Genomic DNA, 17,051 nt, shown 5'->3' with positions numbered 1-17,051 from the left:
TTTTAAATAACTTTATTTCGAGCATTTTTTATATATTTCAATTATACTTAGCTACAGTTTTTGTTAGATACCAAGCACATTTATGTTAGAACTTTTACAAACTGTCGGTTTTGGTTTAATTTTATTTATTCCATTAACTAATCCATTAACCACTGTGGTACTGTTGTTAGGTTTATCGGGCGATATGACCAATGAGGAGCGCAATTACCAATCGAAACTCACGTGTATTTATGTGTTTATGATTATGGTGGTATCGTTTTATTGCGGGCAACTGGTCATGAATACATTTGGTATATCAATTCCAGGATTACGCATTGCAGGCGGTATGATTGTTGGCGTTATTGGCTTTAGAATGTTATTTCCTCAGCAGCCTGCGCATAAAACGCTGGAGGCCGATGCCAAAAAGAAAGAAGTGTCAAATAATATTGCTTTTGTCCCGCTCGCCATGCCAAGCACCGCAGGACCGGGAACCATTGCCATGATAATCAGTATGTCATCAACAGTAAAAAGCGGTGGTTATGATGTTGCAACTTGGGTTATTTACTCTGCTTCAATATTAGTGCCTTTACTGCTATGTATTATTCTTTGGTTTTGTATGCGCAGCGCAGGTAGCATAATGCGTTTTATGGGGAAAAGTGGCATTGAAGCCACTACAAGAATCTTAGGATTTTTATTGGTTTGCGTTGGAACGCAATTTATTATCAATGGTGTTAAAGAATTAATATTAAACTTTCCTAATATCTAATATTAAAGCTCATGTTACAAAACTAAAATGCGGGTATGTTTTTAATTAACTCAACCCGCATTAAATAATCATAAAGCGGAACTAATTGCTTAAATCCTTTAACCAATTTTTGTGGTAAATCAGCATTTAATATATCTTCAATATGATTGCTTGTCACCATAACAGCAAGATTTTTACGGTTGTACCATGTCGCTATTTGGGTATCTTGTTCTTTGATTAACGGTCGTTTATAGCTCTCACCTACAAGTTCAAATGGTTTTTTAATACAACGTGTCATCGATAAAAACTTTTTAGTATCATGAAGAATTTCTTCTCGAAAAATATCCATCGTTTTTTTGGATGAGCAGTAATAGCCAAGTCCATATTGATAACTGCTTGGGCTGATTTCAAAAAAATAGGCTGGTGCTTCTTTCCAATCTCGATTAGGTCGTTTAAAGGTCAACCATAATCGGCTACGATAAAGTGATTTGTCATTTGAAAAACGTGTATCTCGATGAATGCGTGAAATGGTTTTACCTATAGCGGGTTTAGTTTCAAACCATTCATCAATTTTGAGCATTTCGGGGGTTAACTGTTCCACCAATAGCCTAAACGGCCTAATTAAATCGTTATCATAAATCGCACGATGTTCTTCAAACCATGTTTTGCTATTGTTGATCCAAGCATCTTGTAAAAAATTAAGTCCAGCTGGTGTAAACCCCGTAAAGTTTGCCATTGCTTATTCCTTAAATAACGTTCTTACTTTTTCTAAATCTTCAAGCGTATCAACACCAATTGCAGGAGGCTGTTTTGCCACAGCAACATGAATTTTTTCGCCATACCAAAGCACTCTAAGTTGTTCTAACATCTCAATTTGTTCAAGTGAAGTTGGCATCCAATTAATATACTGGCGAATAAAACCTGCACGATAAGCATAAATACCAATATGACGAAGATAAAAATCACCAATACTGGATTGTTTTAATAGATCAGTCGATTTAGCAAAACGATCGCGTTCCCAAGGAATTGTAGCACGTGAAAAATAAAGCGCATAGCCATCTTTATCGGTCACAACTTTAACAGCACCAGTATCAAACGCTTCCTGAGCAGAATGGATCGGCACGGCTAACGTAGCCATTCCTGTTTTATATTGCACTAAATTCTCAGCTACTTGATCAATAACAATAGGCGGGATTAAAGGTTCATCGCCTTGCACATTGACAATAATTTCATCATCAGCAAACTGATAGCTATTTATCACCTCGGCCAACCGTTCAGTACCAGAGTTATGTTTATCGCTAGTAAGTATGACCTCACCGCCATACGCCTTGACCACATCAAAGACTTGCTGATGATCGGTTGCAATAATGACACGATTGGCTGATGATTTTTTTGCTTGTTCCATTACTCGTACAATCATAGGTTTACCATGAATATCCGCTAGTGGTTTAGCAGGTAGGCGGCTTGATGCGTATCTAGCGGGAATAATAACCGAAAAATTCATAATTAATACCTTATTTATTCTTGGTTAGGCTGTGGTCGGTTAAGCGGTTTAGCTTCACACTCAAGCAATACGGGAATGTTATCTTTGATTGAATAGATTAAATTATCAGCATAGCAGATTAACTGTTGATTATGGGCATCATATTGCAATTGACCATGGCATTTAGGACAAGCAAGTGCATTTAAAAGGGTTTCTTTCATATTTTATTCTCTTTGGGATTGTATCTTCGTTAATAGCAAACAGATTTGCTCAATAGCAGGCGTGGGTATCTGCGCATCAATAGGTAAGTACCACCAATTTTGTTGGGCAAACTGCCTGCATTTAACTGCATCTTTTTCTGTCATTAAAATGGTTTGCTGACAACTTGCCACATCATTTAATAACGACAAAGTAAATTTTTGATGATCAGCAAAAGAAACGGTTTTAGTCACATTAGCTTGCATTTTTTCCAACATATCAAAAAAGCGTTTCGGATGGCTAATACCCGCAATAGCACAAATATTTTGCAAGGATGATAATGGCTTTTTTTCTTGAGTAAGCAAGTTCACTGCATATAATGGCGTTAATTGCATTGTATAGGTTTTATGGGCATATTTCGTTGCTAAATTATTTATACTATCCCCATTTATGATAATTAAATCAACTGATTTTAAACGGTCTTCTCGCTCTCTCATTGGTCCTGCTGGCATCCACCATCCATTACCAAATAAGCGCTTTCCATCAACCACGGCGACTTCAATATCGCGCTCTAATGCATAATGTTGCAACCCATCATCTGTTAAAATAACATCTAATTGGTACTGGTTTAATAATGCTTGAACAGCTTGCGAACGATGTGGAGCCACCGCGACAGGCACATTAGTGCGTTGATAAATAAGTACAGGTTCGTCACCCGCTTGCGCTGTTGTGGTGGTATCATTCAATATAAGCGGATAGTTATCAGACTTACCACCATAACCCCGTGAAACAACGCCAACTTGTAATCCTTTTTGTTTTAGTGCTTCAATTAAACCAACAACCAGTGGTGTTTTACCATTGCCACCCACGGATAAATTGCCAACAACGATAATCGGGACTGGAGAGTGCCAAGACTTAAGCACGCCAACTCGATATAAAAAGCGACGAACAAATGCAATCAAACCATACAACAAGGCAAATGGTATGAATAACCAAAATAAACAATTTTTACCATACCATAGTTTTTCAATCATAACTTTAACATCACTCAATTACATTTAGTAAAATTGTTTTATATCTTAATATCGATATAACAATTATTAAAACGGCTATCTATAGCGAAAGATAATCTATTTTACTCATAAATTGGTAAACTACCAAACCAATCATGATACCAACGAGGAGTAATTTCTTTTCGCATGGTTTTTAAGCTCCATTTTTGTTTATCAAAAAACAGGCTTATTTGCCCTGACCTTGCGGTAATATAATGATTTAGCTTTAGATCTTGATATTTTTTCATTACTTTATGAGATGGCAGTTTCCAAGGATTATAACGGGACGTTGATACCAACGAGACTACGGGGTTAACATGATTTAAAAATGCATAGCTTGATGAAGTGCTACTACCATGATGTGGAATTTGCAAAATGGTAGATGCCAACTGGTTTCGATATGTTGTGACTAATTGATACTCCTGATTTCGTTCTAAATCTCCAGTTAATAATACAGAAAATCGCCCATCAGTAACTTGTACCACACAGGAATCGTCATTTTGTGCATAACCAACCAATTTTTTCGGCCACAGCACATTAAATGTCAAATCATGCCAAATAATACGATTACCCGCTAAGCATGGATAAGTATTATTGTAATCAGAAGATGAACTCATTAACCATGCCTTTGGATAAACACGTTGAAGCATAGTCAAACCGCCTGCATGATCATTATGTTGATGACTGATGATAATACCTTCCACGTTCAAATTATGCCACTGTAGAAAAGGAATAATAACTCTTTCCACAGCCGAACTTTTATCCCATTTTGCACCTGTATCATATAAAATTGCTGATTTGCCATTATGAATAACCATAGCCAACCCATGCCCAACATCTAACATATCTAGCCGCCAACGATAGTTCTGATCTTTAAAAAATGGCAACAGTAACATCAGCAAAATTACCAGCAAAGTCATGCTAAATCGGCGCCAAACACCGGTGCGTATTATAACTATAATTATCCAGCTGAAAAAACTTAATAAATAAAAGTCGGAAGGAATTTTAATCCATAACCAATTAAGCCAATCTAAACTTAAAAACAACCATTCCAAAGACTTATCAGCAATAAACCAAAACCATAATGCAATATAAAAACAGTCAACTGCGCTACATATTAACGCAATTAAAATAATTGGAAATGTAAATAGTGAAATAATGGGAATCGCAATTAAATTAGTTAAGATCGAGACGGCACTCACTCCTTGAAAGACAAAAAATTGAATAGGTAGCAATAATAAGGTTAACCCAAACTGCAAATGCAATAGCCTTATTACATACCAACGTTTTTTATACTTCATTATTTTAGGGAGTGGTAACCAGTCAAACCAAAAAATCAAGCTTATTACCGCATAGCAAGATAACCAAAAACTTTCAGATAAAATCATTAACGGATCAAATAACAATAATAACGCAATAATTCGATTGACTTTTTGCCATGCACTTATTTGTTTTTTTTTATAACGCAAATAAATCCAGATAGATAAAGCAAATATGGCACGCAAAGCTGGCGGATTTAAGCCTGTTAACCATGCATAAAAAAATGCACATAACCAGCCTGCTATAATCGGAACGAAAAAATGCATAAAACGCTTTGGAATAAAAAACAAGCAAACTTTGATAAAAAAACAACTCATCCCAAAAACTATTAAGATATGCATACCCGATATTGCCATTAAATGGGCAATACCAGTTTGCATCATCACTGTACGATGTGAATTATCTAATTGGGAACGATCGCCAAAAGCGAGAGCAAGTAAAATGCCTTTATAACGAAACAAATTGATATAGGGTAATGCCGAATCAGTAATTGCTTGCTTTACATCAGATTCATCTAGCAATAATTCTGCATCAACTAATTTAGCTGATAATAAACTTCGATTGACAATAGAAAAACGTTGGCTATCAAATCCTCCCTCATTTAAGTAACCGTGTGCTACTTTAACTTTTAATGTTAATTGCCAAATTTGGCCAGATTTAGGAAGTGCTAACTTATCCCAATAAACCGTGATTGGAATATTATTAGGAAGCATATGGTCTGAAACAGAAAAAATAGAAAACGACAAATGATAAGGCTCATTTGTTGTTATTTGGCGTGTATTGATACTTACTGCTTTGGCTTTAACAATTAATATTTTGTCAATATAAGGCGTGATATTGGTTAAATATTGCTTAGAATAAGCAATAGACCATAAAAAACCTAAACAAAATATAATAAAAATAGATAGAAGCCAACGAAATTTATCTGAAGTCACTAACAACAAAATAACTAAGGTAACGGCAATAAAATACCACTGAAAATCAGAAAATAAATGTGGTAAAAATAGTAATGGTAGGCAACCTAATGAAAACATAATAGCCATTAAATCCAGGGAACAACATTGTCTCATTAGTGCCTACTATTGTTAGTCTAAACTAACAACTAGCCTATCACTTACTATCATAAAAAAATAAATGGTTTTGAAATTTTTGAGAAGCCTTCCAATTTGATCATTAAACCAGATACAATTTACTAAAAATTGTTAATAATCTTTCAAATTTTGAAAATTGCAAACAATTCATAATGATGAAAAACAAAATATAAGAAGATCTTAGTTAATCAATAGGAGTAAATGAATTTACTAAACTGATGAGTGTAATTAAATAACAGTAATGGCATTACTTAAAATAAAAAAGCCATTGATTTTACTCAAAGGCTTTTAGTTAAATATAGAATTTAGAGATTATGCTTTTGCAGCGTTGTTTACTCTTTCACGCAACTCTTTACCTGGTTTGAAATGAGGAATGTACTTATGTTTGACTTCAACATTACCGCCAGTTCTTGGATTTCTAGCTTTGCGTGGAGCTCGATAATTTAAACTAAAACTACCAAAGCCTCGAATTTCTACACGATCGTTACCTTCCATGGCTAAAGCGATCTGCTCGATGATATCTCTAACCGAATCGTCAACTAGTTGCACAGGAAGGTGTGTCCGCCAGTTTACAATTCGTTCTACTAAATCTGATCTGTTCATGATCACTCCTAATTTTTTATGTGGCATGGAATTTACCCATTCTATACCACAAAAGAAAAAGAGGGCAAGCCCTCTTTACTCTTTACATAAACATTTTTTACTCAGTTTTTGACGCAGCTTTGAATGCTTCAGCCATTGCATTAGTAAATGATGCATCTTCTTGAGTTGAAGAATTATTTACAGCCGCAAGTGCTTCTTTTTCGTCAGCTTCATCTTTTGCACGCACTGATAACGAAATTGCACGAGTTTTACGATCGATATTGATAATTTTAGCTTCAACTTCATCACCAACTTTTAATGCAGTTGTTGCATCTTCAATACGCTCACGAGCAATATCTTGTGCTTTTAAATAACCTTCAATACCATCTGCAATTTCAACGGTTGCGCCTTTAGCATCAACTGCAGTCACATTTCCTTTAACAATTGCACCTTTTTTGAAGTTAGAAGCAAAACTGCTAAATGGATCGTCTTCTAGTTGCTTAATACCTAAAGAGATACGCTCACGTTCTGCATCAACTTGTAGTACAACAGCTTCGATATCATCGCCTTTCTTATAAGCTTTAACGGCTTCTTCACCTGGCATATTCCAAGAAATATCAGAAAGATGAACTAAACCATCAATACCACCTTCTAAGCCGATGAAGATACCAAAATCAGTGATTGATTTGATCTTACCACTAACTTTATCGCCTTTGCTATGCGAATCAGCAAATTGTAACCATGGGTTTGGTTTACATTGTTTAAGACCAAGAGAAATACGACGACGTTCTTCATCAATTTCAAGTACCACAACTTCAACTTCATCACCAAGGCTAACAACTTTAGAAGGATGAATGTTTTTGTTTGTCCAATCCATTTCAGAAACGTGTACTAAACCTTCAACACCAGTTTCAATTTCAACAAAGCAACCATAATCAGTTAAGTTGGTTACTTTACCTGTTACTTTAGTGCCTTCTGGGTAACGTTTAGCGATTGAAACCCATGGATCTTCGCCTAATTGTTTTAAGCCAAGAGAAACACGTGAGCGGTCTTTATCAAATTTAAGTACTTTAACAAGTAATTCTTGTCCTACTTCAACCACTTCACTTGGGTGTTTAACACGTTTCCAAGCCATATCAGTGATATGAAGTAAACCGTCAACTCCACCAAGATCAACAAACGCACCGTAATCAGTAAGATTTTTGATAATACCTTTAACTTCTGAACCTTCTTGTAGATTTTCAAGAAGTTGTTCTCTTTCTGCGCTATTTTCAGATTCAATAACCGCACGACGTGATACAACAACGTTGTTGCGTTTTTGATCTAACTTAATAACTTTTAATTCAATTTCTCTGTTTTCGATATGAGAAGTATCGCGTAATGGACGAACATCAACAAGTGAACCAGGAAGGAACGCACGTACGCCATTAAGATCAACCGTAAAGCCACCTTTAACTTTACCATTGATAACACCTAAAACTGTTGCAGCATCTTCAACTGCTTTTTCTAATACTAACCACGCTTCATGGCGTTTAGCTTTTTCACGAGATAAGATGGTTTCACCAAAGCCATCTTCAATTGAGTCAAGTACAACGTCAACAACGTCGCCAACTTGAACTTCTAATTCGCCTTGGGCATTTTTAAACTGCTCTACTGGGATTGCTGATTCAGATTTTAATCCAGCATCAACTAAAACAACATCTTTGTCGATTGCAACGACAGTACCACGGATCATATTACCAGAACGAGTGTCTAGCTGATTTAAAGACTCTTCAAAGAGTTGAGCAAAAGATTCAGTCATATTTATATACTTAAATTAATATTAACGTCCACATTACATCATGTCTTGTGGGGTTGTTTACGATACTCCACTCATCCATATAATGGAGCTTAGTTCACGCCGTAAGTTAGCTTACAGCGCAAGTTTTTCGTTTATATACGTAATAGATTGATTAAAAACATCTTGAATAGACAGTGATGTGGTATCAATTATTAGCGCATCAACAGCAGGTTTTAACGGCGCAATGGCTCGATTACGATCGCGTTCATCACGTGCAGTTATTTCCTGCAAAATGTTGGCAAATTTAGCATGATTCTGCTTATCTTGCAACTGTTTCATCCTTCTTTCTGCACGAGACTGGGCGCTTGCATTAAGAAAGATTTTGACTGGCGCATCAGCAAAAACAACCGTACCCATATCTCGACCATCAGCAATCAATCCTGGAGCCTGTCTAAAATCACGCTGGCGTTGTAATAACGCAACTCTAACTTGATTAAGCGAAGCCACTTTTGATGCTGCCCCGCCTGTTTGCTCTGTGCGAATATTTTTAGACACATCAATCCCATTTAATCGCACTTTAACTTCAATATCACTTGTGTCAAAAGATAAAGGTAAATTTAATGCTAAGTTAGCTAACTGATTCTCATCATCTAGTGCAATATTTTTTTCCAACGCCGATAATGCCAGTACACGATAAATTGCCCCCGAGTCTAAAAGGTGCCAATTAAAATGATTCGCTAACGCTTGGCACAGTGTGCCCTTTCCTACTCCACTGGGTCCATCAACGGCTATAACTGGGATAGTGTTATTCATACTATTATTCACTTAATCTTTTAAATTGTTCAAAGTAATCTGGAAATGTTTTCATGGTGCATTTAGGATCCAAAATTGTCACAGGTGTATCGGATAGCGAAACAAGTGAAAAACACATGGCAATGCGGTGATCATTATAAGTTTCAATTTCAGCGTGGGCTAATTTTGCCGGTGGCTCAATAGTAATATAATCTCTACCCTCTTCAACCGTTGCTCCGACTTTACGTAATTCTGTTGCCATAGCGTATAAACGATCAGTTTCTTTAACTCGCCAATTATAAATATTACGAATAGTGGTTTTCCCTTTAGCGAATAAAGCGGTGGTTGCAATCGTCATTGCCGCATCAGGAATATGATTCATATCCATATCAATACCATTTAATTGGCCATGCGAACATTCTATATAATCATCAGCCCAAGTCACTTTAGCACCCATTTTTTCTAAAACATGAGCGAATTGTGTATCTCCTTGTAAACTTTTTTTACCTATCCCTGTTACTCTTACAGTGCCACCTTTAATGGCGGCTGCGGCTAGAAAATAAGATGCAGAAGAAGCGTCGCCTTCAACCAAGTAATTTTTCGGGGATTGGTAACTTTGCTTCGCTTTAATCATGAAAGTTTGGTAGTTTTGATTAACCACTGTAACGCCAAATATCGCCATCATTTTTAAAGTAATATCGATATAAGGTTTAGATACCAAATCACCAATAATAGTTATCTCGGTATCTTGTTCAGCTAATGGCGCAGCCATTAATAGTGCTGTTAGAAATTGGCTTGATACAGAACCATCAACTTGAATTTTTCCTCCGATGAAACCACCATGAATATGTAACGGAGGATAACCATCATTTTCAAGATAGTCAATTTTAGCCCCTCCTTGACGCAATGCATCCACTAAATGACCAATTGGGCGCTCTTTCATACGTGGCTCGCCAGTTAATACAATGTTATTGTGGCCAAGGCATAGCGCAGCTGCTAAAGGACGCATTGCTGTGCCTGCATTACCTAAAAATAGTTCTAATGCATGTGAAGAGCATAGTTTGCCGCCTACACCTTCAATATCACAAATAGTACGATCATGGGATAATTGATATTTCACACCGAGAGCCGTCAATGCATCAAGCATGTAACGAACATCGTCACTATCGAGTAAATTTGTTAAGCGAGTATCGCCTTGGCTCAAAGCGGATAGTAATAGTGCTCGATTAGAAACACTTTTTGATCCTGGCAAGTTAATGGTGCCATTAAATCTTTTTATGGGTTGTAATGTTAAGGATAACATAATGACTCTCTTTAATATTCTTTAAAATTTATCTAACGTTGCTTTTAGCAAATCAATGGCTTGTTGCTCTTTAGCACTATTTTGCCATAGTTTATCAAATAATGAACGATAACGTTTAATTGCGTCAGGCGATGAGGTAATCGATGCAATGCCCGTTGTTACATTTGGTAACTCACCTAATCGAAATGGGCTAATTGCTAGCGAAATTGGAGTCTCGCTTTGATAAAAAATTTGGAAAGCAATCGATGGAATTGCTTGTTGCGTAATTGCAATAGTTGGCACATAAGATTGTTGCTCTAATAGTTCAATCAAATGGTAAATCTCTTTGCGTGCCAACAACATTCTTTCAGATTTTTTACCCGGCGAAATGGTTAAATCGCCTACTAAGCCAAGGTGCAAAAAACGCTCTATATTCCGCAAACTAATCAAATTAATTACTTTAGGAACTGATTGGTAAAACTGTGTTTTACGATATTTTAAAATTGATAAAATGACTGCGTATTTTTTCATCTCAGCCGATTCACTTGATTCTTCAAGCATCATGGCTAAATGAGATAGATAGTTTGGAGAAGTTAATAAAAAAGAAAATGGATCAAAATGGGAATAGATGTGGGTTGATTGCTCTTCTAGCTGACGCATTCGCTCAAAAAAGCCTTCACCACTAGAGTAATATTCAGTATCTATACCAAGTAAACTAGCTAAAGAAGTATCCAACAATAGGGCTAAACGAGCTAATGTCTCAATTTTAACGATTTCGCCTTTTTCTAAACGATAAACCGCTGCTCTTGATATTTTCAGGCTTTGAGCTACATCTTCAGCTTTAAGCGAAGCAGCGATGCGATAAGCACGTAACCGCTGTCCTATAGCCAAATAATCGACTGTTCCATTCACCATAATTAACTCAAATTATTCGAATTTTGGCAGTGTATCACAAGGTAGTTACATTGCCAATTTTCTATAAAAATATTTCAGGTAATATATACATTTCAGTATATTATTTTAATAAAATATCTTGTAGTGCTGATGCATTTTCAAATTCAGTAAATTCTGAAATTGCATTAGGCTGTTTAATATCATCTGAACGCTTACCAAGCACTTGCGAAGCAAGCACTAAGCCTTTTTGATTGATTATTGAATAACGATAAAAATCGATCAAATCTTGTTTATTGATGTTTTTTACCTTCGCTATTTTTTTACTGCGTGAATCAAAGGCAAAACGTGATAAACGATAATCTGGCATATAACGGCTTAATTCTTCATCCAATGTTTGAGGTGGCATTGTCAGCTCCTCAAGTATCGCCTTTTTGTATTGCTCAATATCATTTTCTGATAAAGCTTCTAACTTACTTAACATAATTGGGTAAAATTCTTGATAACGCTTAAGCAAATAAGCTGGATCATATTGATTACTTTGGATAATAAAACTCATCCCCGCAGAATCCCCAACCGTAATTGGCGTTGTAAATACAGCATAACCAAGTTGCTCATTAGTTCGCAACTGATCGAAGAACCATGGCGAGATTATTTTATAAAGTGTATAACTTAACATACTACTTGTAATACGATCATAATGCGTTGGGATATAGCTCATCATCAAGGCGTTATCAGTACTTTTGGCCTGCTGAGTAATTTGTGCCAATAAAGGTGATTTAATTTTGATGCTTTTCATTGGGGTAAATTCAGCTTTGCGTGCAAGCATTTTTTGAATAGCATGATAAAGATCTAATGAATTCTCATTAGATAAATTTCCCAAGCTTAGCATATAAGGTACAGAATTAGTCATTAGATTATCACGATAAGCTAAAATATCATTAATACTCATATCTTCTGTGATTTGACGCCTGACACTTCGCTCATAATAATGAGGAACAGAAGATAATGCACTCACAGGATTAACAGCTAATTGGTAACTATTTGTATGTTCCGCTGCATCAAGTTTTTGCAAATACCATGACTTGGCTAAAGCTAAGCTTTGTTCATCAATCGTTACTTGGCGATAACTATTAAGTATTTCTAATATCATTTCAGGTAAGTGTTGATTAAAGCCACTAGCCGTAATCATCAAACCATCATCGCTACCCGTAGATAAGGCTATACCAGCAATACTTGCTTGAAATTGTAATTGCGCTAATTGACGGCTAACAATGTAATCGAGTAAATCAAACGCCACTTTGGATTTCGCATCAATAAAAGCTTCATTATTTCGTAACGAAACTACAATTTCAGCTTTCGGTTCTTGACGAAAATACTGACTAACGAAATGGAAATGGTTTCCGCGCTTGCTGAATCCCGCTGGTTGTGATTGATTGCTGTTTTGGCTCAAAATCGTAAAATCATCTGGAATATAAGGGTTGAGTTCAGGCAAGCTAAACGAAAAACTTTTACTTAAATTTAGCCAATTTACTTTTTCTTCATTAGTAATATTATCAATTTTATACGGGGCATCAACAAAATAAGCGGTCTTATTCGTCAATTGATTAGGAGAAATAACCCAAACCCTTGCATTATTAACGGTGAAACTTTTTAAACGATTAACTACCGTTGTTTTGTCAAAATGCGTAGCAACATAATCAGAATTCAACACATTTTTAATAGGGTATAACAACATTTGATCAGACAGCCATTCCACATAAGACATATCACGTTCAACATTTTGATATTTAAACTCTAACGCTAGCACTTTTTGCATTTCTTTATAATAAGCGTCAGAAAGCCCTTCGTGTTGAATTAATTGTAAATAATTAAAAATAGCTGCAATAACCTTATCTTTTTGGGCAAGACCATCTTCTGTTAAATTAACGTAAATACTAAATAACCCACTATTGCCATATTTAATTGGATTACTTGACGCTTGAATGCTCTCAATCAAACCTTGCTTTTGAAGCTGATCAACTAATGTATTTTTGCTACGGTTACCAATTAAATAGCCAATATATTCATCACTCTTGTCAGCAAACTTAGCCACATTATTTTCAATGGGGAATTGCAATAATAACAATTTTTTGGGTTGCGCTGGTACCATCGTAATTTGTTTACCTAATGTCTCAGCGGTCAGCGCTTGCTTATCAATTTTAGGTGCATCAATATTTTTATTAACAATTTGACCAAAAGTGCTTTCTGCTAACTTTGCCAATTTATTAATAGACTGATTACTATAAATTACTCCTACCATAATGTTGGCAGAATAATAGCCTTGATGGAAATTAACTAAAGCATCTTGTAGTTTACTGCTTTCTTTGTCACTCAATGTCTGTAAATTACCGCCCGAAAATTGAGAAGCTGGGTGGTTTTGATTAATAGTTTCCGAATCAATTTGTCCAATACGAAAACCATCATTTGATCTCGCCATGGTCAGTTCTGCATTTACCGCATTACGTTCTTTATCGGCAAATTTAGGATCTAAATTTGGCTGAGCAATAGCATTAGCCAAATGGTCTAATGCTGTTTCAAATGCGCTATTTTCGACCTCAAAATAAAACGCAGTACGATGCGCAGCAGTGCTAGCATTATAACTACCAGCATGACGGCTTAAAAACTGCGAAAAACTCGCTGGTTCAGGGTATTTTTTCGATCCCATTAATACCATATGTTCAGTATAATGAGCTAAACCTTGCTGATCTTTGGGATCTTGCAACGAACCAACCGGTAATGCTAATGACGCCAACGATTTAACCGCTTTAGGATCTGAAACCAATAAAACGCGCATTTTATTCGCCAGTTCAATAACCTCATATTGACGCTTGTCGCGCTCACTTTGTTGTACCTTTTCTAACAAAACTGGGTTAGCAAGCTTGTTTTCGATGGCAAAAGATGAATATGAAGTGGTAAGTAAAGCCCCAATAAATCCACTAATAATAAAATTAACTAATTTTCTTCTATTCTTATAAATCATAATTTCTGCTCGCTCAACTCAGTTTTAATAGCAATAACAAAAAATAAAAACAACAAATTTATCAATAATACTACAGCATCTTGATAAACTCTGTGATTTGGTAGATGACTAAATTAATGCTCACGAGTTTTCCTAAATTTAACATCAGGATACCGTTCTTGAGTCAAATTCAAATTAACCATGCTTGGCGCAATATAAGAAAGGTTATCTCCGCCATCTAAAGCAAGGTTCTGCTCGCATTTACGTTTAAACTCTTCTAGTTTTTTTACATCACTACACTCTACCCAGCGAGCGGTTGTGACATTAACTGATTCGTAAATCGCCTCAACGTTATATTCTGATTTTAAACGTGCAACAACCACATCAAACTGAAGAACCCCAACAGCGCCCACAATTAAGTCATTATTAGCTAGTGGGCGAAATACTTGTACAGCGCCTTCTTCAGACAATTGCACTAGTCCTTTTAATAACTGTTTTTGTTTAAGTGGATCTTTTAAGCGGATTCGGCGGAACAATTCTGGTGCAAAGTTAGGGATACCTGTGAATTTCAAATCTTCCCCTTGAGTAAAAGTATCACCGATTTGAATAGTACCATGATTGTGTAGTCCAATAATATCGCCAGCATAGGCTTCTTCAACATGTTCACGATCACCAGCCATAAACGTTAAGGCGTCAGAAATATTAATATCTTTAGCAATACGAACATGGCGTAACTTCATGCCTTTTTCATATTTACCTGACACAATACGCATAAATGCAACTCGGTCACGATGCTTAGGATCCATATTGGCTTGAATTTTAAACACAAAACCGCTGAATTTTTCTTCCGAAGATTTGACTTCTCGCTTATCACTTTGCCGTGGTTGTGGCGTTGGAGCCCATGCTGTTAGACCATCAAGCATATGATCAACACCAAAATTGCCTAATGCCGTACCAAAAAAAACGGGCGTTAAATCACCTGATAAAAAGGCCTCTAGATCAAATTCATTTGACGCGCCTTGTACTAATTCAAGTTCTTCACGTAGTTGTTGCGCTAAATCATCGCCAACAGCTAAATCCAAATCGGGGTTAGTTAACCCTTTAATAATTCGAATCTCTTGGATAGTATGGCCTTGACCTGTTTGATAAAGGTAAGTCTCGTCTTTCGCTAAATGATAAACTCCTTTAAATAACTTGCCACAACCGATAGGCCAAGTAATGGGTGCGCACATAATATTTAGCTCGTTTTCAACTTCGTCAAGCAGTTCCATAGGATCGCGAATATCACGATCTAATTTATTCATAAACGTTAAAATTGGTGTATTGCGTAGCCTTGTCACTTCCATTAATTTACGTGTGCGATCCTCAACCCCTTTTGCCGCATCAATCACCATCAAACAACTATCAACCGCAGTTAACGTGCGATAAGTATCTTCTGAGAAATCCTCATGTCCAGGGGTATCAAGTAAATTGACTAAACAGTCATTATATGGGAATTGCATGACCGAGGTTGTTATTGAGATACCACGTTGCTTTTCCATCTCCATCCAGTCAGATTTAGCATGTTGAGCATTTGCACCACGACCTTTTACGGTACCCGCAGTTTGTATAGCATGACCAAATAATAGCACCTTTTCGGTAATCGTTGTTTTACCCGCATCAGGATGAGAAATAATCGCAAAAGTGCGACGAGCTTTGACTTCGTCTAAATACGCTTGTTCTGTCATAAAATTAACTTTTTAATCCACACAAAATAATCATTTATTTTAGCAGGTATCTATCTATTTTGCCATTGATGTTATTATTGCTGTTATTTGCCTTATTGCCTTATCTATGCATAATATTTGACTTTAATATTGCTAAATGCTGTTTGTCTTTTTGCCAAAAAGTTTCAGGCTAAACCTAACTTTTCAGTATAAAAACGGAACTAGTTATGAATATTCGAGATCTAAAATTGTATTTACATTTGTGTGAAACTTGTCATTTTGGCATGACTGCTAATGCCATGCATGTCAGCCCATCAACGTTATCGAGACAAATTCAACGTTTAGAAGAACACTTTGGCCATGCACTGTTTATTCGTGATAATCGGCAAGTACAAATGACTCATGAAGGGGAAAAAGTAAAGCGTTTTGCCCAGCAAGTGATCAATTTACACCAACAAGTGCGACAGGATTTAGATCAATCAGAACAACAATTAGTTGGGGAGTTAACTCTATTTTGCTCTGTTACTGCAGCCTACAGCCATTTGCCTGAAATACTTGATCGTTTTAGGATCCACTACCCATTAGTTGAAATCAAACTATCAACGGGCGATGCCGCCGATGCGGTTGGAAAAATACAATCCAATGCCGCCGATTTAGCCATTGCAGGAAAACCTAAACAGCTACCTACGGGCATTGAGTTTTTAAAATTTGGTGAAATTGACATGGTTTTGTTGATTCCCAAACTAAATAGCTCATTTAGCGATAAATTGCATCAAAAAAAACCTGATTGGCACAATATCCCTTTTATATTGCCAGAACATGGCCCAAGCCGTCACCGCATTGATTTATGGTTTAAACAAAAGAAAATAACCAACCCCAAAATTTATGCTACTGTCGCAGGGCATGAAGCGATTGTGTCGATGGTTGCTTTGGGTTGTGGTGTCGCCTTATTACCAAAAGTCGTGATGGACAACAGTCCAGAAAGAGTCCGAGAACGAATTACAGAATGGTCCACCAATTTAATGGAGCCATTTGATGTAGGGATTTGTGTGCAAAAAAGACGCTTATCTGAAAAAATCATTGCCGCTTTTTGGAAAATTTGTAATTTAAATTTACTCAATAACGAATAACAAAAATTCGTGTATAATT

14 protein-coding genes are annotated in these 17,051 nt (G+C 36.3%); 2 read left to right on the top strand and 12 right to left on the bottom strand.

Annotation, left to right across the window (positions count from 1 at the left end):
• Nucleotides 1-82 precede the first annotated feature (82 nt).
• Nucleotides 83-745, top strand: coding sequence for a MarC family NAAT transporter (locus tag A9G28_RS08355; protein WP_065568012.1), 663 nt, complete (start codon nucleotides 83-85; stop codon nucleotides 743-745).
• A gap of 22 nt (nucleotides 746-767) precedes the next feature.
• Here A9G28_RS08355 and A9G28_RS08350 read toward each other — a convergent pair whose 3' ends face one another.
• The 12 genes from A9G28_RS08350 to prfC all read right to left on the bottom strand — a co-directional run bounded on the left by A9G28_RS08350 (nucleotide 768) and on the right by prfC (nucleotide 15,923).
• Nucleotides 768-1,460 (bottom strand): DUF2461 domain-containing protein, encoded by a 693-nt coding sequence (locus A9G28_RS08350; RefSeq protein WP_065580367.1) that lies wholly within the window; start codon nucleotides 1,458-1,460, stop codon nucleotides 768-770.
• Nucleotides 1,461-1,463: 3 nt separating this feature from the next.
• Entirely contained in the window at nucleotides 1,464-2,228 is a 765-nt protein-coding gene (gene kdsB, locus A9G28_RS08345) for a 3-deoxy-manno-octulosonate cytidylyltransferase (protein WP_065568010.1), read from the bottom strand.
• 14 nt (nucleotides 2,229-2,242) lie between these two features.
• A complete protein-coding gene (locus A9G28_RS08340) occupies nucleotides 2,243-2,428 on the bottom strand; it encodes a Trm112 family protein (RefSeq protein ID WP_065568009.1) in 186 nt (61 codons plus the stop codon).
• Nucleotides 2,429-2,431: 3 nt separating this feature from the next.
• Nucleotides 2,432-3,439 (bottom strand): tetraacyldisaccharide 4'-kinase, encoded by a 1,008-nt coding sequence (gene lpxK / locus A9G28_RS08335; RefSeq protein ID WP_065580366.1) that lies wholly within the window; start codon nucleotides 3,437-3,439, stop codon nucleotides 2,432-2,434.
• A 101-nt stretch (nucleotides 3,440-3,540) separates the two neighbouring features.
• Nucleotides 3,541-5,820 (bottom strand): DNA internalization-related competence protein ComEC/Rec2, encoded by a 2,280-nt coding sequence (locus tag A9G28_RS08330; RefSeq protein ID WP_176702134.1) that lies wholly within the window; start codon nucleotides 5,818-5,820, stop codon nucleotides 3,541-3,543.
• A 360-nt stretch (nucleotides 5,821-6,180) separates the two neighbouring features.
• Nucleotides 6,181-6,471 carry an integration host factor subunit beta gene (gene ihfB, locus A9G28_RS08325; protein WP_065568085.1) on the bottom strand — a complete coding sequence of 97 codons (291 nt, stop codon included), beginning with the start codon at nucleotides 6,469-6,471 and terminating at the stop codon, nucleotides 6,181-6,183.
• Nucleotides 6,472-6,568: 97 nt separating this feature from the next.
• A complete protein-coding gene (gene rpsA / locus A9G28_RS08320; protein ID WP_065568086.1) occupies nucleotides 6,569-8,251 on the bottom strand; it encodes a 30S ribosomal protein S1 in 1,683 nt (560 codons plus the stop codon).
• Between the two features lie 111 nt (nucleotides 8,252-8,362).
• On the bottom strand, nucleotides 8,363-9,043 hold the full coding sequence (cmk, locus tag A9G28_RS08315) for a (d)CMP kinase (RefSeq protein WP_065580364.1): 681 nt from the start codon (nucleotides 9,041-9,043) through the stop codon (nucleotides 8,363-8,365).
• Nucleotides 9,044-9,047: 4 nt separating this feature from the next.
• Nucleotides 9,048-10,325: a 3-phosphoshikimate 1-carboxyvinyltransferase gene (gene aroA, locus A9G28_RS08310; protein ID WP_065568088.1), complete on the bottom strand. Its 1,278-nt coding sequence runs from the start codon at nucleotides 10,323-10,325 to the stop codon at nucleotides 9,048-9,050.
• Nucleotides 10,326-10,346: 21 nt separating this feature from the next.
• Nucleotides 10,347-11,219 carry a helix-turn-helix domain-containing protein gene (locus A9G28_RS08305; RefSeq protein WP_065580363.1) on the bottom strand — a complete coding sequence of 291 codons (873 nt, stop codon included), beginning with the start codon at nucleotides 11,217-11,219 and terminating at the stop codon, nucleotides 10,347-10,349.
• A gap of 100 nt (nucleotides 11,220-11,319) precedes the next feature.
• Nucleotides 11,320-14,217: a pitrilysin gene (gene ptrA / locus A9G28_RS08300; protein ID WP_065580362.1), complete on the bottom strand. Its 2,898-nt coding sequence runs from the start codon at nucleotides 14,215-14,217 to the stop codon at nucleotides 11,320-11,322.
• A 113-nt stretch (nucleotides 14,218-14,330) separates the two neighbouring features.
• Nucleotides 14,331-15,923, bottom strand: a complete 1,593-nt coding sequence (gene prfC / locus A9G28_RS08295; RefSeq protein ID WP_065568091.1) for a peptide chain release factor 3 — start codon at nucleotides 15,921-15,923, stop codon at nucleotides 14,331-14,333.
• Nucleotides 15,924-16,129: 206 nt separating this feature from the next.
• On the opposite strand from prfC, the gene ilvY reads away from it, so the two are divergent.
• Nucleotides 16,130-17,032 (top strand): HTH-type transcriptional activator IlvY, encoded by a 903-nt coding sequence (gene ilvY / locus A9G28_RS08290; protein WP_065568092.1) that lies wholly within the window; start codon nucleotides 16,130-16,132, stop codon nucleotides 17,030-17,032.
• Nucleotides 17,033-17,051: the final 19 nt, after the last annotated feature.

It is taken from the genome of Gilliamella sp. Fer1-1, assembly GCF_001690825.1.
Taxonomy (GTDB): Bacteria; Pseudomonadota; Gammaproteobacteria; order Enterobacterales; family Orbaceae; genus Gilliamella; species Gilliamella apicola_C.
This window is presented reverse-complemented; position numbering and strand designations above follow the sequence as displayed.